Genomic DNA, 22826 nt, shown 5'->3' on the forward strand with positions numbered 1-22826 from the left:
TGACGGGTGACGGGTGACGGGTGACGGGTGACGGGTGACGGGTGACGGGTGACGGAATTTTATTCGTCCACCACTCCCCGTCAACCGCTCCTCACTTTCTACTCGCATCCGACATCAGGCGCCCGGCCCAATCAGGTTTCCCATTGTCCATCCACCGTACCCCGCGAGATCAACCAATCTCCTTCGTATCTTTTTCCACCGCCTCCAGCAAACGTGTATAAACGTCAGGCACAGCACTTAACACACGCGACCAATTCGCCATAAACGGTTTTTCGGTTGGATCATTTAAAAACTGCTCGCCGGCGCGCATAATGCACTGGGTAAACTGCTCGACAGTTTCTTCCTCTTTGTTGCGATCAAGCGTCATGCCGTTAATCACCGCATCATTGTGGTAGCGGTCGATTAAATCCAACGCTAAGCGGTAGTAGCTGGCTTTTAAGGTGCGAAACACCTCGGGGGTAAACACTACGCCTTTAATGGCGAGCTTGCGAAAGAACGACTTAGAAATATCGGTGCTCATTTTTGACAGGCCGCCATCCGGATTCTCGGCCGACAAATCCTGATGCTTATGATCGTAAGCATCGGCAATATCCACCTGACACACACGCTCATCGGAGTAACGGCGGTTTACCTCAGACAACACACCAATCTCTAAGCCCCAATCACTGGGAATACGGATCGAGCTGACCACATCCATACTCATCGAGAACTCACCGGCCAGGGCGTAGCGGAAGCTGTCGATAAAATCTAAGTAATCGTTGTGACCACAGACTTTTTGCAAGGCGCGCACCAGCGGCGATACCAGCAAGCGACTCACCCGGCCATTTAACTTGCCGCCGGCGGCGCGGTAGTAATAGCCCTTACAGAACATGTAATTAAAGGTGGGGTGCGCGATGGGGTAAAACAGTTTGGCAACGATGTCGCGTTTGTAAGTAACTATATCGCAATCGTGCAGGGCCACGGCGCGGGCGCGACCTTTGGCCAGCGCATACCCCAGACAATACCAAACGTTACGGCCTTTACCCAACTGTTGAGGGGCCAGGCCCACTTCGTCCAGCACCTTATCGACCGCTTTTAAGCGGGGGCCATCGTTCCACAATATAGAGTGCTTTTGCGGTAAACGGGCAAAGAATTTTTTGGCTTTTTTGTACTGCTCTTCATCGGCGCGATCGAGCCCAATAATAATCTCATCTAAAAATGGCACTTTGGACAACTCATCGACAATGTTTTCCATGGCCGGGCCTTCTAACTCCGAGTACAGGCAAGGCAACACTAGGCACATAGGTTTTTGCTTACTCCACTCAAGCAACTCGGCCTCTAACTCTTCAATGGGACGGTCACCTAAATTGTGCAGTGTTCCGATACGACCATTCTGAAAAAAATCGCTCATTACGCTTCCTCGCCATTACGCAGCTTTTGCAGGGCTGCTTCAACTCCAACGCGCCAACCGCTCGCGCCCTCTTGTGGTGCACGAATCTCGCCCAAGAGCTTATCATCGTGCATGTAGGTTCCATCTTTGTGCGGCATCACCACCGCCTGATCCACCTCTTTGAGCATCACCAGGTCATTAGGGCTATCGCCCAAGGCAATACTCTTTACTTTCGCCCCATAATGGGACTCATAGGTGTTCAGCAAATAACGTACCGCATCCGATTTATCGCAATGGGCCATCACATGATAAAAACGCCCGCCTTTAACAACCCGCAAATCATGCACGCCTAATTGTTGGGCAAACTCGTCAAGGGCCGCACCAGAGTCGTGCCACAGCAGCGGTTCGGTGGCAAAGCGCTGCTTGGCCTGAGCGGCTCCCTCCTCGCTTAAACCGGTGCACTCAATCACCTGGGTAACTGTCATATCGGCAAAGCCGGTAAAATTAAATCTCGGCTTTAAGCCGGCCAGCAGCGCGGTGATTTGTTGTCGATCGGCCCCCTGCACAAATTGCCAGGCACCGTCGCTAAAACTAAAGCCATCGCTAGCCAGTCCCATGTGCTTTACCCATGTATCGGGCAGCACAATCAAGCTGCCATTTTCACAGACGTAAGGGTCGGTAATCGCTAGCTCGCGGCACAGCTGGGCCATCTCGGCCCGGGTTTTACTAGAGACCAAAATCAGCGGGATATTCTGCTCTCGCAGCGTCTTAATAGCTGGCAAGGCCGCCTCATAAGAGTAATCGTCGTGATTTAATAAGGTGCCGTCTAAATCGGTAAAGACTAACGTGCTAACGTTAGCCGGGGCGAATGCGTCTACAACGGGTGAACTCAAAACCATCTCCTAACGCGTCGAGCACGATTTTATGGGCTAATACGAGTGTCGATTTTAGCGATGCTGTGGTCGGCCTGCAGGCTGAGTAAAATATCCGCGCGCGCTGGCATCTCCTGGAGCATCCAGCGGGTTAAACGCTCGTAGTGAGCAATAAACCGCTCGATCTGGGTGGGGTTCATAACCCGCGAGTGTGCAAGCTCATCGGGGCTTAAGGTGTCGCGTAGTTTTTGTTCCTGCAACTGCCTCCACTCAAGCACCTGATCAAACGAGAGCGCCTTTAACATCACCAGCATAGTCAGTTTATCGAACAGCTGTTGATACTCTCGCAGCTGCTGGTTAACAAATTCACGCCACACTCCACTGCTATCGTCTTCGGCCTCTAAGGGGTTGACCGGCTGGGCTAAATCACTGCTACGCTGCGCCCGTGCGCCAACGCACCAGCCTTCAAAAATAATTACCTGGGGGCGCCCCACAACAATATCCCACTGCTCGGGGGGGCAGCGGTCGTCCACCGCTTTGTTAAACCGCGGGATCATGGTTTGGGTGCCCGGTTGCGCACCGGCCAACTGGGCAAACACATCCAATGCCAGCGCTAAATCGTGAGTGCCGGGAACACCTCGGGTCGCCAGCAAAGGGTGTATCTGCTGCGCAAGCTTCTGCCGGCTGGCGTGCGAGAGATACAAATCGTCGATGGATATCTGACACACCGACAGATCAAATTGCTGTTGCAACAAATGTTGCAAAATATGCGCGGCGGTAGACTTACCGGTGCCCTGCGCGCCATTGATACCCACCACCACGGGAGCGTAAGGGCTCGCTTCAACCCTCGCGGCGCAGTAACTCGCCAGAGGTGCGTAACTATGAACCAATTGCTCGGCAACACCAGTTGGCAAGGCAAGTTCTCGCGCAACAAAATCTATCATCGGGTGGTCGCTGCCCGGCACGCGACCTAATTCGAGAAATGATTTGGGCCACAACGACTCAGGATGTTCGGACATAGCACTTCCTTTTTGATTGCCCTCGCGCTTTATGACAAGGGTAACAATGACAAAGCACAAAGCTTGCCAAACAGAATAATCCATCAGCGTGACAGGGGGGTGACCAGGCCAACGTGGGCCCGGTTAAGCGATTAGCGTATTTAGGTTAGCCTTTTAATCACCCATTGGCTGAGCCACGCGCCAATCACCCCAGAGGCGACAATTGGCTATACAGTGTAAATCGGTTAGCGGTAAAAAGGTTTGTTGGGCGCGTGCGGCCGGCGACGTAGCGCTACTACTACGGCGACGACGCCTATCACTTTAAAGAAGACAATTTAGACATTAATACCGTGGGTAACTATGAGCGTTTTTAGACGGACAAGTGAGAGCTGCGCGCGAGTGAATAAAACCGACCGCTACGATCAACCGGTGGGCGAGTGGGAGCTTCATGACTTTTGCACGCAACCTAAACCCGACCCGCACGACTCAGCCAACGCCCGCCTGCCCGGCTCAGAGCAAGATCCGACGGTATTTTTAACCACCGAGCCGAGCTTTATTAAAGATCATGGCGACGTCTTTAACGACAAAGGATCGCCCATATGAATGCTATTGTCTCCTGCACCATATTCCAGCAATCAGGTATCCTGGCGGAGCCCTGCAGCGAGAACAACACTTTCTCGTTTAATAGATGTTTTAAGTTCTATCTGGACAATTTTAACGATCTGAACGCCGATGACGATGAGGCCGAGCAGATGCCTACCCCAAACCGGCTGTAGTGCCCACAAAAAAGCCCGCGAGCGGTTTGCTCACGGGCTTTTTATAACCGGCCGCTGCGGGTGCGGCTAACTCAGTACCATGTTATCGCGGTGGATTAACTCTTCATCCCCTTGATAGCCAAGTAAAGCCGCAATCTGGCTGCTCGGCTCGCCGATAATTTTGCGCGCATCGTCCACCGAATAATTAACCAGACCACGGGCGATTTCGCGCCCGGCACTGTTAACACACACCACCATATCACCGCGGCGGAATTTACCCTGAACACTTTTTACGCCCACCGGTAACAAGCTTCTGCCCTGTCCGGACAATACCTTTACCGCGCCGTCATCCAGCACTAAAGTGCCGCGGGTTTGTAAGTGCCCGGCCAACCAACGCTTGCGCGCCGCTTGCGGCTCTTGGTCGGCCCATAAAAAGGTACCGATGTTATCGCCGGCCGCTAACCGTTTAAGCGCGTTATCTTGCCGGCCACCCACAATCACAGTATCGGCGCCAGAGCGCGCCGCCACGCGAGCCGCGCGCACTTTGGTGATCATGCCGCCACGGCCCAGGCTGCCGCCGTCACCGGCCATTGCATCGAGTGATTGATCGGCTGCGGCCACCTCTGAGATTAATTGTGCCGCAGGGTTACTGCGTGGATCGGCATCAAACATACCGTCCTGATCAGTCAAAATAACCAGCAAGTCGGCGTCAATTAAGTTGGCAACCAGAGCGCCTAAGGTGTCGTTATCACCAAAACGAATTTCATCGGTTACCACCGTATCGTTTTCGTTGACCACCGACACCACGTCTAACTCTAATAAGGTAATTAACGTGGAGCGGGCATTGAGGTAACGCTCGCGCGACGAAAGATCGTCGTGATCGAGCAACACCTGGGCGGTGTGCAAACCAAAGCGGGCAAACTCGGCCTCGTAGTTTTGAATCAGCCCCATCTGGCCCACCGCAGCGGCCGCCTGCAAGCGGTGCAACTCGGTGGGCCGCTCGGTCCAACCCAGGCGGGTCATACCGGCCGCCACCGCACCGGAGGAAACCAGCACCAGCTCGATACCCTGCTTTTTAAGCTCGGCCATTTGCTCGGCCCAGTGGGCGATACCGGCGTAGTTTAAACCTTTACCGTCATTGGTCAGCAGCGCGCTGCCAATTTTAATCACCCAGCGGCGGGCCGTTTTTATTTGATCGCGTCGACTCATGAATCCTTACACTCAACGTTTACAATGCTGCGCCGATCAGGGGACGTACACCACTTCGACGTCATCATCGTCGTCGTCGTAAAAGTCGTCGTCATCGTCACTACTGTTCTCGCCAGCTTTGGCCGCTTTGCGGGCCGCCCGGTGTTGCTCGCGCAAGGTGTCGATACGCTCGCGTACCTCGGCCTGCATGCGATCTTGAAAATCGTACTCGGCTTGCTTCAGCTCCGGGTCGTCGCGCTCGCTTTGCCACTGGGCTTCCAGATGCTTCATCAGCGCCGAGGTTAATGCCTCTGTACCGAGCGAGCTGGCCGCCGCAATTGTATACACCGGCCCCTGCCAATCTAACGCGTTGATAATCTCCTGGCAGCGCTGCTCGCGCTCGTCATCGGGCAGCAAATCAATTTTATTAAGCACCAACCAGCGCTCACGCTGTGCCAGCGACGGGCTAAAGGTGGTAATCTCCCGCGAGATCGCCTGCACATTGGCCACCGGATCAGAGCCATCGGGCGGCAATACATCCACCAAATGCAGCAACACACGGCAGCGGGTTAAATGCTTTAAAAAGCGAATCCCTAAGCCGGCGCCATCGGCGGCGCCCTCAATCACACCTGGAATATCCGCCACCACAAAGCTGCGGTGCGCCTGAACTTTTACCACCCCAAGGTTAGGTACCAGGGTGGTAAAGGGGTAATCGGCCACTTTTGGCGTAGCCGAGCTGACCGAGCGAATAAAGGTACTTTTGCCAGCGTTAGGTAGCCCGAGCAGGCCCACATCGGCCAGTACTTTCATCTCGAGCTTAATTTCGCGAACCTCGCCTTCGCTGCCCGGCGACGTTTGTCGTGGCGCGCGGTTAGTACTGGATTTAAAACGCGCGTTACCCAAACCGTGAAAGCCACCCTGGGCGACTTTAAGCTCCTGGCCTATTTCGGTTAAGTCGCCCAGCGTCTCGCCGGTATCCACATCAATTACCGTGGTACCCACCGGCACCGGCAGGGTTAAATCCTCGCCGCTTTTGCCACGGCAGTCCTTACCCCGGCCCGATTCACCACTCTGGGCCCGAAAGCGCCGCTGGTAGCGGTAGTCAATCAGGGTGTTTAGGTTTTCATCAGCTTTTAAGAAAATGCTGCCGCCATCGCCGCCGTCACCGCCATCGGGGCCGCCTTTCGCGATAAACTTTTCGCGGCGAAAGCTTAGGCATCCGTTTCCGCCCTTACCCGCCTCGACAACAATGGGTGCTTCATCGACAAATTTCACAGCAACTCCCGCGCTATTGGCTTATACGCCCCGTGGCGTAAAACATTATTCTAACAAATAAAGAGATCTAACAAACAAAAAGAGCCCCATCGCGTACGACGGGGCTCTTTTCAGTTCGGCGCCGGGGTAAAACCCCTTAACCGAGTCTCAGGTGCGAACGTTTTAAGCGCTTACAACGCTAACAAAACGACGGTTGTGCTCACCTTTAACGTCAAATTTAATTTGACCGTCTGCCTTGGCAAACAAAGTGTGATCTTTACCGATACCTACGTTGGCGCCGGCGTGGAACTTGGTGCCACGTTGACGAACGATGATGCTACCTGCAGAAACTGTTTGGCCGCCGAAACATTTAACGCCAAGGCGTTTACTTTCCGAATCGCGACCGTTGCGAGTACTACCGCCTGCTTTTTTATGAGCCATGAGTCAACTCCTGGATTAACCTGTGATACCGGTGATTTTTACTTCAGTAAACCACTGACGGTGGCCCTGACGCTTCATAGAGTGCTTACGACGACGGAACTTGATGATTTTCACCTTATCCGCACGGCCGTGGCTGACTACCTCGGCAGTCACTTTGGCACCATCGACAACCGGACCGCCAATTTTGACGTCGTCACCGTTGGCAACCAGATAAACTTTATCGAATTCGATTTTCTCGCCAGTGGCGACTTCGATTTTTTCGAGCTTCAGGGTTTCACCTTCCACTACGCGATGCTGCTTACCACCGCTTTCAAAAATAGCGTACATATATGCTCCAATCGTCTTGGACGGCACGAAGTTACGCAGCTTTGCCACGTATTTAAAGGACTTGCGCCGTATCATCAGCTTTAGGGGCGGCGATTTTAGGCGAAACCGCCCCCCATGGCAAGGCCTATCAACAATTATTTAGTGTATATTATGGGTCTCTGGCGCGTCCGAGCCGCCCCTTGGTGTTATGGCCTGCGAGACCCTATAATGCCGAGTCTTTTATGATCGTATACTTATCATCAACCCACAAACGCAGGGAATTTTGGCCCCAATGCAAGAGCAATATCACCCCTCCGAGGTAGAATCTAACGCCCAACAACACTGGGAAGAACAGCAAAGCTTTGCGGTACGCGAAGACACCAGCCGCGAGAAATTCTACTGCCTGGCCATGTTCCCCTACCCCAGCGGCAAGCTACACATGGGGCATGTGCGCAATTATACCATCTCGGACGTGATCGCCCGCTTCCAGCGTATGCAGGGCAAAAACGTGCTGCATCCCATGGGTTGGGACGCCTTTGGCCTACCGGCGGAAAACGCCGCCATCAAAAACAACACCGCGCCGGCCAAGTGGACTTACTCTAACGTCGATTATATGAAGGGCCAGCTTAAGCAGCTGGGCTTTGGCTTTGACTGGTCCCGCGAGCTGGCCACCTGCCAGAGCGACTATTACCGCTGGGAGCAGTGGTTTTTTACCCGCCTGTACGAAAAAGGCCTGGTGTATAAAAAGAACTCAGCGGTTAACTGGTGCCCCACAGACCAAACCGTGCTGGCCAACGAACAGGTTGAAGACGGCTGCTGCTGGCGCTGCGGCACCACCGTACAGCGCCGTGAGCTGGCCCAGTGGTTTATTAAAATCACCGCCTACGCCGACGAGCTGCTCAAAGACCTCGACAAGCTGCCGCACTGGCCCGAGCAAGTAAAAACCATGCAGCGCAACTGGATTGGTAAAAGTCGCGGCATTGATATGCGCTTTAATCTGGCGCAGCCGGTGGGCGAGCACACCGGCTTTGACGTTTACACCACCCGCCCCGACACCATTATGGGCGTAACCTACGTCAGCCTCGCCGCCGAGCATCCCATTGCCGCCGAGCTTGCCGCCAACAACCCCGCTCTGGCTACTTTTATTGCCGAGTGTAAAGAGCAATCTGTGGCCGAGGCCGATATGGCCGCCATGGACAAAAAAGGCATGGATACCGGCTTAAAAGCCCTGCACCCCATTACCGGCGACCAGGTCTCGGTGTGGGTGGCCAACTATGTGCTGATGGATTACGGCTCGGGTGCAGTGATGGCTGTACCCGCCCACGATCAGCGCGACTATGAGTTTGCCAAAACCTACAACTTACCCATTCAGCAAGTTATTGCGCCCCAAGACGGCAGCGCGATCGACCTAAGCAAAGAGGCCTTTGTCGACAAAGGCGTACTGGTTAACTCGGGCGAATACGACGGGCTGGACTTTAAAGCCGCCTTTGATGCCATTGCCCAAACCCTAAAAGCCGCGCAAAAAGGCCAGGTGCAAACCAACTACCGCCTGCGCGACTGGGGCGTCTCACGCCAGCGTTATTGGGGCACGCCAATCCCAATGCTCAACCTGCCGGACGGCGGCGAAATTCCGGTGCCGGCCAGCAAGCTTCCTGTATTACTGCCTGAAGATGTGGTCATGGACGGCGTACAGTCGCCCATTAAAGCCGACCCCGAGTGGCGCAAAACCGAGATCGACGGCCAGAGCGCCGAGCGCGAAACCGACACCTTTGATACCTTTATGGAGTCGTCCTGGTACTACGCCCGCTACACCTGCCCCAACTACACCGAGGGCATGCTCGACTCAGACGCCGCCAACTACTGGCTGCCGGTCGATCAGTATGTGGGTGGCATCGAGCACGCCATCTTGCACCTTTTATACGCGCGCTTCTTTCACAAGCTGATGCGTGACGAGGGCCTGGTCGACTGCGACGAGCCGTTCGAGAAGTTACTGTGCCAGGGCATGGTGCTTAAAGACGGCACCAAAATGAGTAAATCCAAAGGCAACACCGTCGACCCGGCCGAGCTCATCGAGCAGTACGGCGCCGATACGGTACGCTTGTTCTCGATGTTTGCCGCGCCACCTGAGCAGAGCATGGAGTGGAGCGACTCGGGCGTTGAGGGCGCGCACCGCTTTTTACGCCGCCTGTGGAAGAGCCTGCACGGCCACTTAGCCGCTGGCACACCCGACACCCTGGACGCCGACAACCTAAACGACGCCCAGCGCGATTTGCGCCGTAAAACCCACGAGACCATCAGCAAAGTCAGCGACGACTACGGCCGCCGACAAACCTTTAACACCGCCATCGCCGCGGTGATGGAGCTGATGAACGACGTCAGCAAGCTGGCCGACCGCAGCACGGGCCAGGGCCTAGCGGTAGAGCGCGAGGCCCTGAGCGCCGCTATTTTGCTGCTGGCGCCCATCGTGCCCCATATTAGCCACTCACTGTGGCAAGCGCTGGGCCACAGCGACATTCCGCTGGACGCCCCCTGGCCGAGCGTCGATGAGGCCGCGCTCAAGCGCAGCAGCATCGAAATTGTGGTTCAGGTCAACGGTAAAGTGCGCGATAAAGTGCAAGCTCCGGTGGATGCCGAGCGCGCCGATGTCGAGGCGCTGGCGCTGGCGCAACAAAATGTGCAGCGCTTTATTGAGGGCGCCACGGTGCGCAAGGTAATTGTCGTGCCCAACAAACTCGTCAACATCGTTGCCAATTAAAAGGAATTGCCCATGAAAGCGCTGATTTTAAGCCTGTCACTGCTACTGCTTACCAGTGCCTGCGGCTGGCATTTGCGCGGCAGTTTAAATCCGCCGCTGGATATCGAGCGGATTTACGTGGCCAGCACAGAAGAGCACACCGAGCTGCTGCGTGAGCTGGAGCGCTCGCTTGCCAGCCAGGATATCGCCATCGTTGCCCGCAACGAAAACCCCGAGTACATACTGGCGCTGGGTGACGAAACCACCCGCCGCCGTACCGTGGGTATTGGCGCCGACACGCTTGCCAGCGCTTACTCGCTCACGCTTATGGTGCGCTACCAAATTTTAACCGCCGACAATATCCCGCTGGGCGAACAAGAGCAGGCGCGGGTCACCCGCACCTACGATGCCACCGACTCCACTGGCCTGGAACGTGAAGAAGAAATCCTGAAAGGCGAAATGCGGATAGAGCTGGTGCAACAGATGATGCGCCGCGCTTACATTTTACTGCAGGACAACAACGGCGCCGATGGCGAAACTACGCAGTGAACAACTCAGCCGCGCGCTGAACGGCACGCTGGCCCCGATTTACCTGGTTAGCGGCGACGAGCCGCTACTGGTACAAGAGGCCTGCGATGCCATTCGCCACGCCGCACGCGCTCAGGATTTTACCGAGCGCGAGCTGCACCACGTAGACCCAAGCTTCGACTGGGGGATACTGCACGCCAGCGCCAACAGCTTATCGCTGTTTGCCAGCAAAAAAATCATTGAACTGCGCATCCCCAACGGCAAGCCCGGCGACAAAGGCGCCCGGGCGCTCACCGAATACGCCAGCGCCCCACCGGACGACACCCTGCTGCTGATTGTAACGGGCAAGCTGGACGGCAGCGCGCAGCGCAGTAAGTGGTACAAAGCCCTCGAATCGGCCGGTGCCCACTTAGCTATTTGGCCGGTGGATGCCGCACAGCTGCCGCGCTGGGTGGGCGCGCGCCTACAAAGTGCCGGGCTCAGTGCCGATAGCGGTGCCATCGACCTGCTGGTATCGCGTATCGAGGGTAACCTGTTGGCCGCGGTGCAAGAGATCGAAAAGCTCAAGCTGCTCACCGACGACGGCGTTATCAGCAGCCAGCTGATGGCATCCGTGGTCGCCGACAGCGCCCGCTACGATATTTTTACCCTGGCCGATAAAGCCCTGGCCGGAGACGCGCGCGGCGCCGTTAAAAGCCTGCACGGGCTGCGCTCTGAGGGCACCGAAGCACCCGCCGTACTGTGGGCGCTGACCCGGGACATTCGCCAACTGCTGCAATGCGCGCAGCTGATTGCCCAGGGCCGGCACAAAGACTGGGCCATGAAGCAGGCCGGCGTCTGGGCCAAACGCCAGGCGATTATGGGCACCGCCCTTAATCGCTTAAGCGGCGGCCAACTCCAGTTATTATTGCGTCAGGCCAATGGCGTAGATCGCGCCATTAAAGGCATGCGCAACGCCAACCCGTGGGACGAGCTACTCGACTTAGTCCTGAGCTTTTCCGGTGTGGTAAGCTTAAAACCCGCCAATGTACGCCTTGGCCTAAAACTCTAAAAGCAACTATCCAACAAAGACCTCATGCCATGAAGACATCACTAAAAAGCCTATTAACCGCCGCCCTACTTACCGGTGTAACCGGTTACTCGGCTATTGGTAACGCCCTGCCCGCCACCGAGCCCGTGCCGCGCACCAAACAATTTGAGTGGATGAGCCTATCCACCTGGTACCAAAAGCACGCCGACGACGTCAAAGTCGCCGAGGCCGGAGAAGCGCGCGTGGTTTTTTTGGGCGACTCGATTACCGACAACTGGGACAAAGCCCAGTCGACCTGGGACGCCACTTTTGGTCCCTATCAGGCGGCCAACTTTGGCATCGGCGGCGACCTAACCCAAAACCTTTTGTGGCGTTTGGATCACGGCGCCATAGAGGCGCTCGACCCCGAGGTTGTGGTGATTTTGATCGGGGTAAACAATTTTTTGCACAACAACACCAGCGCCCAGGACACCTTTACCGGCGTACAGGCCGTGATTAACCGCGTATTAAACGGCTACCCCAACGCCCACATCGTATTGCAGGGCATCTTTCCCTACGGCGAAATGCCCGATACACCCGAGCGCCAGCGGGTAAAAGCAACCAACACCCTCATCAAAACCCTGGCCGATAACGACAGAATCGATTACTACGACTTTGGCCCGCTCTTTTTAGAAGCCGACGGGCGAATCAGCGCCGAGATAATGGCCGATCGCCTGCATCCCTCGGTACGGGGCTATGAAATATGGGCCGAGGCGCTTGGCCCGGTAGTGTCTGAATTACTCGAAGACGGGGCCAAGTAACGGTGAAAGCACGTTTTATTTTACTACTGGCCACACTGGCGGGCGCTGGCTGCGCCTCACACGCAGGCCCCGACAACAAAACCCTTAACATCGCGGCGCAGGACCCTCAGGTTCGCTGGAGCGGCCGAACCGCGGCGACCGAAGGCTCTGGCGTACGCTTTGGCTACCCCAGCGTTAGCGCCAACCTCAGCATCAGTGGCGGCACCCTCATGGTGATGGCGCACAGCACCAAGGCCGGAACCCACCTGGGCGTTAGCGTCGATGACCAGCCCCGGCGCCGCTTCGAGCTCGCCACCGAGCCGCGCCTGTACCCGCTGGTCACCGACGACGGCCAGGCCCATAGCGTTCGGCTAAGCCACCTCGGCGAAACCTGGCGCGGCATCGTCACCATCGACCACTTTGAGCTTACCAACGGCCAGTTACTGGCCCCACCCAAGGCCCAGGCGCGCAAACTACTGGTGATTGGCGACTCAGTAACCTGCGGGGAGGGCGTGCACCGCCCCGCCGACAACAACTGCGAAGCTGGCGCCAGCTGGCCCGACCCGGACAACTCCTACGGCATGCTGCTGGGGCGCGAACTCAACGCCGAAACCCAACTGGTGTGCTACGGCGGGCGCGGTTTAACCCGCAGCTGGAACGGCCGCACCGATGAGGCCCAGGCGCCGCAGTTTTTTTACCAGGCCGTCGCCGATAGCGACGCGCCAGCGGCCGACTTAACGGCGTTTGTGCCCGATGTAATTTTAATTTCGCTCGGCACCAACGACTTCAGCCTGGGCATAGGCCCGCTGCCACAGCGCGAGCACTTTGTGTCCACTTACGTCGACTTTACCCAGCGCCTGCTGGCGCTCTACCCAAACGCCGAAATAGCCCTTACAGAGGGCGCCATCGTCAATGATAACGACGACCCCGAGCGCCCGCAAAAAACCGTGCTGCGCGACTATATTGCCACCACCGTACAGCGGCTAGACAACCCCCGTGTGCGGCAAGTACTGTCGCAATACCACCCAGGGGATAAGTGCGATGCCCACCCCACGGGCGCGCAACATCGGGCCATGGCGCGCGAGCTGCAACCTCTTATCGGGCCGCTGTTTTAAGCGGCCCTGATGCACCATTTTTGCGCCATTAGACACTTAGAAACAAAATGCGCCAAAAAGTCGAACCATCACATTAATTCACCTTCTAATACTTGTAATACTGACGCGCGTAACGCAAAGTTAAGTCAGCCTCTTGGTTTTTATCGCGGCATAAGCGGTTGCGCTTTTTGCCTTAAACGATAAAAACCAAACAACAATGTTGTAATAATCAGGTGGGACATATGAGTGAGAGCAAGGCACCCAATAACACAGTCGTGTTAGTGATCGCGGTTATCGTTATAGTGCTGCTGGGCGGCTTTATTTACTGGTACAAAACCTCCGCCCCCGAGCCCGAGCTAACCCCGGCGCCGCCGGTGGCCGCCCCCGAGCCTGTCGCCCCGGCGCCCGAGCCCAAACCGGCGCCCGTGCCCGAGCCGGAACCCGAGCCAGAAGTTGAGCCCGAGCCAGTGGCCGAGGTAGCACCACCAGAGCCCGAAGTCGAACTGCCACCACTGGACAGCAGTGATGAGTTCGTCAACGAGCAACTAACCCCAGAAGTTGAAGCGCCGCTCTTGGGTTTGATCGTTCCCGATGAAGTTGTGCGCAAAACCGTGCGCGCCGTCATCGGCGTAGCCGACAACCGCCTGGTCAACCAGTACCGCCCGGTTATGTCGCCCCTGCCAACCATGAAGGTAATCGAAACCACCAGCGGCCCCGACGCCGAGTACCGCTTAACCGAAGACAACTACCAGCGCTACGAGCGCCACTTAAAACTGATGGAATCCATCGAGCCGGCCACACTCGCCAGCATGTACCAAGAGATGGCCCCCATCTTTAACGAAGCCTACGCCGAGCAAGGCCTTGAAGGCGACTTTAAAGAAGTCGCGCTAAACGCCATCGACAACATGCTCGCCACCCCCGAGGTAAACAAACCGCTAACGCTACAGCGCCCAGCGGTCATGTACACCTTCGCCGACCCCAAACTCGAAGCCCTACCCGACCCGCAAAAACTCATGCTGCGCATGGGGCCCGAGAATCGCAAGCGGGTTAAAGCGTATTTGGAGGAGTTGAAGGTGGAGTTGGAGAAGGTTGATTAATGGGGGACGGAGAATGGTTAACGGGTAACGAAAGGGCCAGATCAGGGTTTTGATCTGGCCCTTTTTTTGTTAGCGCTGGCGACGGTTTTTATACCCAAGCGTGGCGAGCTGACCGTAAATGGTGATTCACATCAAAGATTGTATTGAGCCGTACCTGGGTATTTAAATGTTGATGACATTCGACTGCTGGCCGGTAAACACACCTCGATTTTGGCTAACACAAGTGTATGAACACTACCCAGCCATCAAACTCCCACTTTAAATATCCATCATCTAAATCGCATTGATATTGAATCATCCGCAGAGGGTTCATTAGGGAGAGAGATAATGACCTCCTCGACTCCAGACTCATCACCAGAAATATAGAACGTTATCATTTTATAAGGACTTGAGGTTGGAGTGGCACTAACAGATGTTAGCTTTGCCACTCTAACGTTGCTTATCTCACCGTACTTTTCCTTAACCCGGGAGCTTGAACGCAAAAATTGTTCTGCTTCCTCCACATACTGCTCATTTGCCATCACAATTCTTGCAACTATCTCAAATACTACGGCTGACACTAATAATATCGACACCACTACCAGAAATTTATTAAGCCGTTTTTTACAGTTTACCAATTTGTGCACACCCTATACTCACTCCCACTGATGCGGCATTTCAAGAACACCCTCCAATTTGACAATGCCACAACCCTAAATCCAAGTAAATTTAAGGGGTTGCTGCACCACGCGCTCAAGAAGGAGCCATGACCCAGTCACGTAAGCGCCTGATCTCTCAAGGACATCCTCTTCTACCACTGCGTTTCCCGTTGTGTTAGGCGCGCATTTTTGTGCGGTTCTGGTAAAGGCTATGATTTTGAGCATCGCCGAGGCTAGACCTTCCACCGGCTCAAACAATTGGCGGCGGTTTTCACTAACGATGCAGCTGCCTATTCGGTGATGTCCGACCACTGTCATTTTGGCATTACGCGCTGACCGCGAGCCGGCCAAAGCCTTAACACGGACTGCTATGCATTTGCTCACTTATCATAAAGCGAACCTCCGCAATACCGAAAAACTAACAAGCACCCAGATGGTAAACGCAACGAGCAGCGACAACCTCAAAAGCGAAAACTTCCCCGCATCTGCACATGCAGCGCAGTCGCCGCCTCGCTTTAACGGCGTACCACAAGAAACGCACAAGCCCGAGTTAACCCGACAGTTGCGCCGGAGCATTAAAAATAGCCCGACCGGCAACACCAAAACCCACGGCAAAAGAATTATGTACTGCCAGCTCATATTCATAACCTAGAAAATCACAGTTAATTCAAAAGACTACGTAAAATTCACCACGGCAATATCACACCCCATGGATATGGATGAGCAGTGTTCCTCAAACGGTTAACATTAATGAACAAGAAGTAATTTTCGACAACTCCTCGTCCGGGAAAAGAAATCCTGATTCTTGATAACCCAGACTGTATTCGATTTATTCACACGGAACAAGCCTGACCTAAGTGGCTAATTTTACGAAACATTATCAAAAAAGAGCATCGGGGTTTTGATCTGGTCTCCTAAAATCGCTAACACCGAGCGAGCGCTAGTGTGAGTCCGTGTACTTAGCTTTGTTAAGTTTCATTTGCCTCTTGTTCCTTCAGCGATACACCTTTGCTGTTTCTCCATGCAGTCAGCCCATTCGTAGCACCACCTCTCACTACTGTGGCTGCTGTGCTAGGACTACCAAACTCAATATCTTTAGCAAATACAAAGTGATCATTTTCTTGCAGGAGAAGACCCTTTACGATGAGCTGCTCTCGTTTCTTGCGTGAATTTACAGCCGATGGACGATGTTCCAAAACTGCCTGCGAACCTGAAAAAATAATAAACCCGTTTGCAGTTCTTTTGCCTGTTGCCGTAAACCCCTTAATTTTGCAGTAAAGAAGATCTTTAGATTCACTTACTTGGTCGAGTTTTTCATTAAAATCAGATATACCCAAGACTGGTAGTAGCTGAAGACATTTTTCAAGAAATACATCCATTTCTGCGGCATCGGACTCTGGGAGTCGCGCCCCGCTACCAACCGAATTCATAACTATAGAATTACTATTTGTGTTGGCCTTATCAATTAAAACACCCTCTAGATAGCGTATATGAGCCTTGGTTAAATTTTCATCTTTTGAGACAAATACCGTGACCGCATTCCAGAAATCTTTTGTAGCATGCCCTTTTAATCGAGTTGAAACATTCTCTGCTTCGCCTACATAAATAGTTCCGTCTCCAGATTCTGGATCAACGCCGGTTAATAAATAGAACCCAGGGCTGTTTAGTTCATCTCGTCTTAATAGATCCGACATTTCAGTTCGTGGAGCCGCTATGGCTTTACCTGACCAATTGGACACCTCAGCTGTACGCAAGCCACTTGGACTTCCGTGGACGAGAAATAATTTTATTGTTGCAGCTTGCAATGAAGTCTCCTTTGAAAATTAACGCCTCAAAGCATCGGACACAAAAATGCGATTAGCATTTTTGTGTCCGATGCTTTGACTTGTTAACTGAATTTTTAGTATAAACCACATTAAGTTAGCATTGCATAACGCGAAAAACAGAATTGGTAGAAGATACGTTGTGCCACTGAAGGCTTGACCAAAGGTGAGCATTATTCCTGCAACTAAGGCTGTTGAAAAAACGGCACCTAAATTAAAGCCAAACCAGCTTACTAACCCAATATGCATGAACCACAGATAAATAGGCAAGCCGAAAAGTAAGGTAAAACCATATGAGTACAAGAATGATGCAGAGAACAGTATTGCGGTGCTTTGAAGGAAGCCTAAGATACCATCTTGAAACCCAGTAGCAATGGAAATGAACAACACAAAGAAAAGCACAAGAAGAGGGCTTGCGAGCGGCCCTAAAAGGAAAGCAGTCTTTGTATTCATTCCCATTCCATCCCTAATTAAGCTCACGCTCTTATTCAACCGCGCCCGCTTGCCGGCGTCGGTTGGAATTGATTGTTACGAGGTGTTGATAAACCACATCCAAATCCTCTATAACGAAAGGATCGGGCGATATAGGCGTCCAGCCATGCCCACCATAATAGAAAGAAATACGTGTTTGATACTCTTGGTTAAGCATAAAGCACGTTTCTACTTGATGGCCACCCTCTACTTTGTCCGGCTGTAACTGCGCGAAAGCGATCGGATTACCTGTTTCTCTTTGGACTTGATGTAAAAAGACCTCTGGGATATTCGCATCAGGCTGATCTTCGAGGTGCTCTGGAAGGTCGATAACTAGCCACACGCATTCATAGTCTTCGTGCCCTGAACCCAGTTTAAAAGAAAGCCCCGCCTCTTTAGCCTCTTCAACTGAAAGGGCTTTCGGCATAGGCGTCGAGAAAGCAATGTTTGCCATCAGCATTAAAGCGAGCAGCCATAGGGATTCTCTATTCATCTAGGTATTCTCGTAACAGCTTATTAGTGTGCGAATTGAAAAATCCGCCCGGGCAACCTATCTTTTGTGGAACACCCTTTAGCAGCAAGACACACCCCACTGATTTTAAAATGAAAAAAGCCACCAAGCCGCTTATCTTAAAAGTCAAAGTAAGCCGGCATTATTTGTCGCTGGCAACCTAACTCATTAACAATGAACACCGCACCCGCAACGTAAGCCTTTGTTTTTAATTAAATTAAAAACCAGTGCGAGCTATTTTTGCCATTTAAAAGTAAGCCTGACCGCAATAAACTCGCGGTTGCGCGTTTTGGTGATAAAGGAGAAAGGGATAAAGGAACTTAAAGCAAACTTCCATTTAAACACTGCTCTCCGTCTTAATACTTGCCGATATTATGCAATCATTGTTTTTCACTGATACTAACCGATAATGATTTTTATGCCAAGCCGGGAATACGAACATGACGGTGAAAGCCCAATGGCGACTCAGGGCACACAAGGCAGCAGTCAACCGATGCAGTCGTATAGCACCAAAACACTTCGTAGCTAACAAAGCCACTGGATACCGGCTCAAGGCCGGTATGACGAAGTAGAGCGATAAAGGTAGCCGTTGTCGATCAAGCCATCTACGAAGTACCGCCTTTAGATCCCCTGCAGCCAGCCGAGCGCAGGCCTATTTTAGTGGGTAAGTACGCATGGACGCGTACGCAAGCTATCGTCACGCCATGGACGGCGTGTCGATGCGGCCCGCTAAAATCGGCCGGAGCGAGGGGACCCGTTAGGGCTGAGATGCCGGGGTGGCCTCTTTTGGTTACTTTTCTGGCCAAACAGAAAAGTCACTCGCCCGCCCGGCGACAGAGGGCACATAAGGCAGTAGTCAACCAATGCAGTCGTATAGCACCGAATCACTTCGTAGCTAACAAAGCCTCTGGATACCGGCTCAAGGCCGGCATGACGAAGTAGAGCAGTTGAGGTAGTCATTGTCGATCAAGCCACCTACGAAGTACCGCCTTTAGATCCCCTGCAGCCAGCCGAGCGCAGGCCTATTTTAGTGGGTAAGTACGCATGGACGCGTACGCAAGCTATCGTCACGCCATGGACGGCGTGTCGATGCGGCCCGCTAAAATCGGCCGGAGCGAGGGGACCCGTTAGGGCTGAGATGCCGGGGTGGCCTCTTTTGGTTACTTTTCTGGCCAAACAGAAAAGTCACTCGCCCGCCCGGCGACTGAGGGCACACAAGGCAGTAGTCAACCAATGCAATCGTATAGCACCAAAACACTTCGTAGCTAACAAAGCCACTGGATACCGGCTCAAGGCCGGTATGACGAAGTAGAGCGATAAAGGTAGCCGTTGTCGATCAAGCCATCTACGAAGTACCGCCTTTAGATCCCCTGCAGCCAGCCGAGCGCAGGCCTATTTTAGTGGGTAAGTACGCATGGACGCGTACGCAAGCTATCGTCACGCCATGGACGGCGTGTCGATGCGGCCCGCTAAAATCGGCCGGAGCGAGGGGACCCGTTAGGGCTGAGCTGCCGGGGTGGGCTTTCTTTTCGTTAGTTTGCTTTGCCCAAACAAAGAAAAGTAACTCGCCACGCCCGGCGACACGGGCATACAAAAAAGCCCGCGTTAGCGGCATTAACGTTAACGAACCAAAAAGCGCAGTAAATACGGAGGACGCGGCTCCCAGCCAAAAGTAAATTGACGAAAAATATCGGTGGCGCTTGTTATAAGCTCACAACACCCATGCTTGGCGAGGGAGTTTTCTTTACGTTAAAACCTACAAAACACTAATATTTTTCGACAACTCTGCCTTACTCAAATGCACAAACCAAACTATTAGCGGCCGCACTGTGCCGAAGACACATCGTTTTTGATCCTGCCAGTTTGATGGGAGCTTTCAACAAAATGATTATATGAAATCACAGAATCAACCAATTGTTTATAGTTTGACACAACGTCTTCCGTTATATTTTCTACTACATAAGGACCTTCTTTATGGTACTTAAGGTAAGCTCTAATAGATGATATAAGAGAGACTTCGTCGCCGATCACATTGATCAAAAGCCGATCTTCTGTCTCATCTCTCGATATCGAAGAGCAATTTATAGTTTTATCATTTGCCAAAAGAACTTTCTCCTCTAAAGAAGCTAGTCCATTTATGTCCATTTTCTTTACAGCTTGAGCGCTCAACTGCAAAGCTTCGTAGTATTGTGTAAACTCTGAGGCGCAATCGAGACTCTTTGCCCACTGAGATATTTCACACTCGCTGGCGATCGAAGAAAGCGGTAACAACGTCAGGCTTATAAAAAAAGCCCGCCTTAGCGGCGAAATCACGCTCACCGCCCCCCATCCCCCACTCCCGGCCCAAACGGCTTAGTCAACAAAATCAACTTAGGCAACAAAGTTAACGAGCCGAGAATCGCGGCAAACATGGCGAGCGCGGTTAGCAAGCCAAAGTAAATAGACGGAATGAAATTTGAGAACGCCAATATCGAGAAGCCGACAATAATAATCACCGCGGTGTAATACATCGCCCGGCCAATCGAGGCGTGGGAGCGGTGCATGGCCTCGACATAGTCGCCGCAGCGGCGCAGCTCATCGCGAAAGCGGTATAAATAGTGAATCGCGTGATCGACGCCCACCCCGACGGTAATAGCGGCAATGGTGATTGTCATCATATCCAGCGGTACGCCCCACAAACCCATACCACCCAGCACGACACCGGCGGCCAGTAAGTTTGGCAACAGCGAGATAATGGCGATTGTGAGCGAGCGGAACAGCACCAAAAACATAAACATGATGCCCAAGAACACCGCGCCTAAGGTAACAATTTGCGAGCGAAACAGGCTTTGCAGCATGTTGTTGTACAGCACCAGCATGCCGGTAAAGTGCACTTGCTCGGGCGCAAAGCCTACCTCGTTAATGGCGTAAGCGCGGATTTTTTCTACCAGCTCGACGCGCTTTAAATCTTTGCTGGTTTCTTTTACCCGCAAGGTAATACGGGTTTGCTGATTGGCATCAGAGATATAAGGGTCGACCAAAAAGCCGCGAATATCATCGGACAACATATTGCGCATCACGCCCAGCTCAAAGTTGTTAAGCCGGCCGCCGTTAATGTCTTGTGCGACTTCGTACATGATGGCAAGTGATTGCACTTTGCCCACTTCGGGTAACGATTCCAGGTAGCTGTGCAGCTGTTCAATCGAGTCGAGCGATACGGTGGTAAACCACTCGCTTTGCCCGCTCGCGGCCTCGCCTGCGGAGCCTTCGCCAAAGGGGTCTTCGCCAAACGGGTCATCGCCGTAAGACTCAGCGGCCGGCGCTTCGGCAAACGGATCGCCCTCGCCAAACGGGTCGTCACTGGCTGCGGCCTCGCTGCTGGTCACGGCGCTATCGTTTGCGGCAGGCTCCTTCGCTTTAGGGGCGTCGATAATAATATCCAGGCTGACCGTGCCGCCCAACTGCTGATCGATAACTGACATGCCCTGATAAATTTCGGTATCCGAGTGAAAATAATCGATAAACCGGTTCTCGACTTTTAACAGAGAGATACCATAGCCACTGATGAGCGCGGCCACTAAAGCGATGGCGATTACCCAGCGCCCGTGAAACTCCGCCATACGCGAAAAGCGCATAGTGGTGGCAGCCGTGTTATCGCCACTGTCGCGAGGCTTACCTTTAGCGAGCAGCATAAGGCCAGCCGGTAATAGTAAAAATGCCAGCACCAACGCTAGGCTAAGCCCCATGGTCATCATCCAACCAAAATCGATAACCGGCCGAATATCGCTGACCACCAACGAGACAAACGCAACAATTGTGGTCAGGGCGGTATAGAGGCAGGGCTTAACCATCTGGCACGCTGTGGTGGTGACCAAATCGGCCTGAGACCACTCGGGGTTGGCCGCATGCAACTCCCGGTAGCGCACCACCAAGTGGATGGTGATCGCCAGCGTCATAATCAGCAGCAGCGCGACAAAGTTAGAGGAGATGACCGTAAGCCGCCAGTCTACCCAGCTTAGCAGCCCCAACATAATCACCACGGCCATTAAGCACACCGACAACGGCAGCACCACAAAGCGCAGCTGACGAAAAATAATAGCCAACATCAAAATCACAAACACCACAATGGCGGTGCCAAAAACCACCAAGTCACTGCGGATAAATTCGATCATATCGTTGGTGATCATACTGACGCCGCCGAGGAATACCTCGGCTTTATCGTCGTACCCGCTAAGGATGCCGCGAATCGCTTCGACCCGCGCATGGTCGCGTGCGGTTAACTCGGTGCGATAGGCCAAGAATTCGGCACTGACCTGCTCTAGCCGCTCAGCCTCGGCATCGGTTAAGGCTTGCTCGCGCATTTTAGCCCGCAGCGCATCGCGCTCGCGCACCAGCTCGATGTAGCGGTTATTGACCTTTAAATTAAGCTGGATCGCGGTGGTTGAACTATCGGGCGAGAGCAGCGTATCGCGGTATATGGGGCTGGTTAAAAACTCCTCGCGCGCCTGCTCGCGGTCAACCCCCGGTGTCATCAAGGTTCGGGTGGATTCTTTTTGCTCGGCTAGGCTGCGCACCGGGCTATACAGCAAGGGCACATCCAGAATGGAGTTAATATTTTTAACGCCCTCTACCGCGGCCAACTCATCGCGCAGTGACTGCAGCGTTTGCAACGACTCGTCGGATAACATGGGCGCCTTGGGGCTGTAGGTCACCACCAAAAAGTCGCCGCTTTGATAGCGTTTGTTAATTTCGCGAAAATAATCCAGCGAGTTATCGCTCTCCAGTGTTAATGAATCCGCCGAGGCATCGAGCTTAAAATTAGGCAAACCGAGCGCCGCAAAAATTGTGAGTGCCAACAACGCGACGATAACCAGCAACGGGCGTTGGGTAATAAGATAGCGATAGGCCGCAAAAAGCTTAGCTGACATAATCCCTTGATAACTCCTGTAGGTGCAGCGG

Annotated in this window: 21 protein-coding genes; 8 read left to right on the forward strand and 13 right to left on the reverse strand. The window is 53.5% G+C overall.

What is annotated here, in order from left to right:
• Positions 1-169 precede the first annotated feature (169 nt).
• The 3 genes from AAC019_RS09185 to AAC019_RS09195 are packed head-to-tail and all read right to left on the reverse strand — an operon-like array spanning position 170 to position 3260.
• Positions 170-1390, reverse strand: coding sequence for a glycosyl transferase (locus tag AAC019_RS09185; protein ID WP_339898463.1), 1221 nt, complete (start codon positions 1388-1390; stop codon positions 170-172).
• Positions 1390-2262, reverse strand: a complete 873-nt coding sequence (locus tag AAC019_RS09190; RefSeq protein ID WP_339898465.1) for an HAD-IIB family hydrolase — start codon at positions 2260-2262, stop codon at positions 1390-1392. The genes AAC019_RS09185 and AAC019_RS09190 overlap by 1 nt, the downstream gene beginning before the upstream one ends.
• A gap of 29 nt (positions 2263-2291) precedes the next feature.
• Entirely contained in the window at positions 2292-3260 is a 969-nt protein-coding gene (locus tag AAC019_RS09195; protein WP_339898466.1) for a phosphoribulokinase, read from the reverse strand.
• Between the two features lie 378 nt (positions 3261-3638).
• Here AAC019_RS09195 and AAC019_RS09200 point away from each other — a divergent pair, with 378 nt between their 5' ends.
• Together AAC019_RS09200 and AAC019_RS09205 are read left to right on the forward strand one after the other, a co-directional pair.
• Positions 3639-3842 (forward strand): hypothetical protein, encoded by a 204-nt coding sequence (locus AAC019_RS09200; protein WP_339898468.1) that lies wholly within the window; start codon positions 3639-3641, stop codon positions 3840-3842.
• Positions 3839-4015 (forward strand): hypothetical protein, encoded by a 177-nt coding sequence (locus tag AAC019_RS09205; RefSeq protein ID WP_339898470.1) that lies wholly within the window; start codon positions 3839-3841, stop codon positions 4013-4015. The genes AAC019_RS09200 and AAC019_RS09205 overlap by 4 nt, the downstream gene beginning before the upstream one ends.
• 66 nt (positions 4016-4081) lie before the next feature.
• Here AAC019_RS09205 and proB read toward each other — a convergent pair whose 3' ends face one another.
• From proB to rplU, 4 genes are all read right to left on the reverse strand, one after another.
• Positions 4082-5203, reverse strand: coding sequence for a glutamate 5-kinase (gene proB / locus AAC019_RS09210; protein ID WP_339898471.1), 1122 nt, complete (start codon positions 5201-5203; stop codon positions 4082-4084).
• Positions 5204-5239: 36 nt separating this feature from the next.
• Positions 5240-6457 carry an Obg family GTPase CgtA gene (gene cgtA, locus AAC019_RS09215; RefSeq protein WP_339898473.1) on the reverse strand — a complete coding sequence of 406 codons (1218 nt, stop codon included), beginning with the start codon at positions 6455-6457 and terminating at the stop codon, positions 5240-5242.
• A 162-nt stretch (positions 6458-6619) separates the two neighbouring features.
• The gene (rpmA, locus tag AAC019_RS09220; RefSeq protein ID WP_041522800.1) at positions 6620-6877 is read right to left on the reverse strand and encodes a 50S ribosomal protein L27; all 258 of its coding nucleotides are present in this window, start codon (positions 6875-6877) and stop codon (positions 6620-6622) included.
• Positions 6878-6892: 15 nt separating this feature from the next.
• Positions 6893-7204: a 50S ribosomal protein L21 gene (gene rplU / locus AAC019_RS09225; RefSeq protein WP_339898475.1), complete on the reverse strand. Its 312-nt coding sequence runs from the start codon at positions 7202-7204 to the stop codon at positions 6893-6895.
• 271 nt (positions 7205-7475) lie between these two features.
• Here rplU and leuS point away from each other — a divergent pair, with 271 nt between their 5' ends.
• The 6 genes from leuS to AAC019_RS09255 all read left to right on the forward strand — a co-directional run bounded on the left by leuS (position 7476) and on the right by AAC019_RS09255 (position 14445).
• Positions 7476-9938, forward strand: coding sequence for a leucine--tRNA ligase (leuS, locus tag AAC019_RS09230; protein WP_339898476.1), 2463 nt, complete (start codon positions 7476-7478; stop codon positions 9936-9938).
• A 12-nt stretch (positions 9939-9950) separates the two neighbouring features.
• Positions 9951-10466 carry an LPS assembly lipoprotein LptE gene (lptE, locus tag AAC019_RS09235; RefSeq protein WP_339898477.1) on the forward strand — a complete coding sequence of 172 codons (516 nt, stop codon included), beginning with the start codon at positions 9951-9953 and terminating at the stop codon, positions 10464-10466.
• Positions 10447-11496, forward strand: coding sequence for a DNA polymerase III subunit delta (gene holA, locus AAC019_RS09240; RefSeq protein ID WP_339898479.1), 1050 nt, complete (start codon positions 10447-10449; stop codon positions 11494-11496). Before lptE ends, holA begins: the two co-directional genes overlap by 20 nt.
• A gap of 29 nt (positions 11497-11525) precedes the next feature.
• Positions 11526-12275, forward strand: a complete 750-nt coding sequence (locus tag AAC019_RS09245) for a GDSL-type esterase/lipase family protein (RefSeq protein ID WP_339898481.1) — start codon at positions 11526-11528, stop codon at positions 12273-12275.
• 2 nt (positions 12276-12277) lie between these two features.
• Positions 12278-13369: a GDSL-type esterase/lipase family protein gene (locus tag AAC019_RS09250; protein WP_339898482.1), complete on the forward strand. Its 1092-nt coding sequence runs from the start codon at positions 12278-12280 to the stop codon at positions 13367-13369.
• Positions 13370-13590: 221 nt separating this feature from the next.
• Positions 13591-14445: a DUF3014 domain-containing protein gene (locus tag AAC019_RS09255; protein ID WP_339898483.1), complete on the forward strand. Its 855-nt coding sequence runs from the start codon at positions 13591-13593 to the stop codon at positions 14443-14445.
• Between the two features lie 269 nt (positions 14446-14714).
• Here the strand turns inward: AAC019_RS09255 and AAC019_RS09260 are convergent, their stop codons facing one another.
• From AAC019_RS09260 to AAC019_RS09285, 6 genes are all read right to left on the reverse strand, one after another.
• Positions 14715-15071 carry a hypothetical protein gene (locus AAC019_RS09260; protein ID WP_339898484.1) on the reverse strand — a complete coding sequence of 119 codons (357 nt, stop codon included), beginning with the start codon at positions 15069-15071 and terminating at the stop codon, positions 14715-14717.
• 980 nt (positions 15072-16051) lie between these two features.
• Complete coding sequence (locus tag AAC019_RS09265; protein ID WP_339898485.1) at positions 16052-16888, reverse strand: GIY-YIG nuclease family protein; 837 nt, start codon at positions 16886-16888, stop codon at positions 16052-16054.
• A gap of 18 nt (positions 16889-16906) precedes the next feature.
• Positions 16907-17359, reverse strand: a complete 453-nt coding sequence (locus AAC019_RS09270; RefSeq protein ID WP_339898486.1) for a hypothetical protein — start codon at positions 17357-17359, stop codon at positions 16907-16909.
• A gap of 31 nt (positions 17360-17390) precedes the next feature.
• The gene (locus AAC019_RS09275) at positions 17391-17870 is read right to left on the reverse strand and encodes a hypothetical protein (RefSeq protein WP_339898488.1); all 480 of its coding nucleotides are present in this window, start codon (positions 17868-17870) and stop codon (positions 17391-17393) included.
• 1833 nt (positions 17871-19703) lie between these two features.
• Entirely contained in the window at positions 19704-20207 is a 504-nt protein-coding gene (locus tag AAC019_RS09280) for a hypothetical protein (RefSeq protein ID WP_339898490.1), read from the reverse strand.
• Positions 20204-22795: an MMPL family transporter gene (locus AAC019_RS09285; RefSeq protein ID WP_339898492.1), complete on the reverse strand. Its 2592-nt coding sequence runs from the start codon at positions 22793-22795 to the stop codon at positions 20204-20206. Before AAC019_RS09285 ends, AAC019_RS09280 begins: the two co-directional genes overlap by 4 nt.
• Positions 22796-22826: the final 31 nt, after the last annotated feature.

The sequence above is a fragment of the uncultured Gilvimarinus sp. genome, from assembly GCF_963975215.1.
GTDB lineage: Bacteria > Pseudomonadota > Gammaproteobacteria > Pseudomonadales > Cellvibrionaceae > Gilvimarinus.

Excerpts from the sequence above, each read along its gene's own strand:
- AAC019_RS09185 (WP_339898463.1), bottom strand. The coding sequence starts at position 1,390 with ATGAGCGATTTTTTTCAGAATGGTCGTATCGGAACACTGCACAATTTA.
- AAC019_RS09195 (WP_339898466.1), bottom strand. The coding sequence starts at position 3,260 with ATGTCCGAACATCCTGAGTCGTTGTGGCCCAAATCATTTCTCGAATTA.
- AAC019_RS09205 (WP_339898470.1), top strand. The coding sequence starts at position 3,839 with ATGAATGCTATTGTCTCCTGCACCATATTCCAGCAATCAGGTATCCTG.
- proB (WP_339898471.1), bottom strand. The coding sequence starts at position 5,203 with ATGAGTCGACGCGATCAAATAAAAACGGCCCGCCGCTGGGTGATTAAA.
- rpmA (WP_041522800.1), bottom strand. The coding sequence starts at position 6,877 with ATGGCTCATAAAAAAGCAGGCGGTAGTACTCGCAACGGTCGCGATTCG.
- rplU (WP_339898475.1), bottom strand. The coding sequence starts at position 7,204 with ATGTACGCTATTTTTGAAAGCGGTGGTAAGCAGCATCGCGTAGTGGAA.
- leuS (WP_339898476.1), top strand. The coding sequence starts at position 7,476 with ATGCAAGAGCAATATCACCCCTCCGAGGTAGAATCTAACGCCCAACAA.
- lptE (WP_339898477.1), top strand. The coding sequence starts at position 9,951 with ATGAAAGCGCTGATTTTAAGCCTGTCACTGCTACTGCTTACCAGTGCC.
- holA (WP_339898479.1), top strand. The coding sequence starts at position 10,447 with ATGGCGAAACTACGCAGTGAACAACTCAGCCGCGCGCTGAACGGCACG.
- AAC019_RS09245 (WP_339898481.1), top strand. The coding sequence starts at position 11,526 with ATGAAGACATCACTAAAAAGCCTATTAACCGCCGCCCTACTTACCGGT.
- AAC019_RS09255 (WP_339898483.1), top strand. The coding sequence starts at position 13,591 with ATGAGTGAGAGCAAGGCACCCAATAACACAGTCGTGTTAGTGATCGCG.
- AAC019_RS09270 (WP_339898486.1), bottom strand. The coding sequence starts at position 17,359 with ATGAATACAAAGACTGCTTTCCTTTTAGGGCCGCTCGCAAGCCCTCTT.
- AAC019_RS09275 (WP_339898488.1), bottom strand. The coding sequence starts at position 17,870 with ATGAATAGAGAATCCCTATGGCTGCTCGCTTTAATGCTGATGGCAAAC.
- AAC019_RS09285 (WP_339898492.1), bottom strand. The coding sequence starts at position 22,795 with ATGTCAGCTAAGCTTTTTGCGGCCTATCGCTATCTTATTACCCAACGC.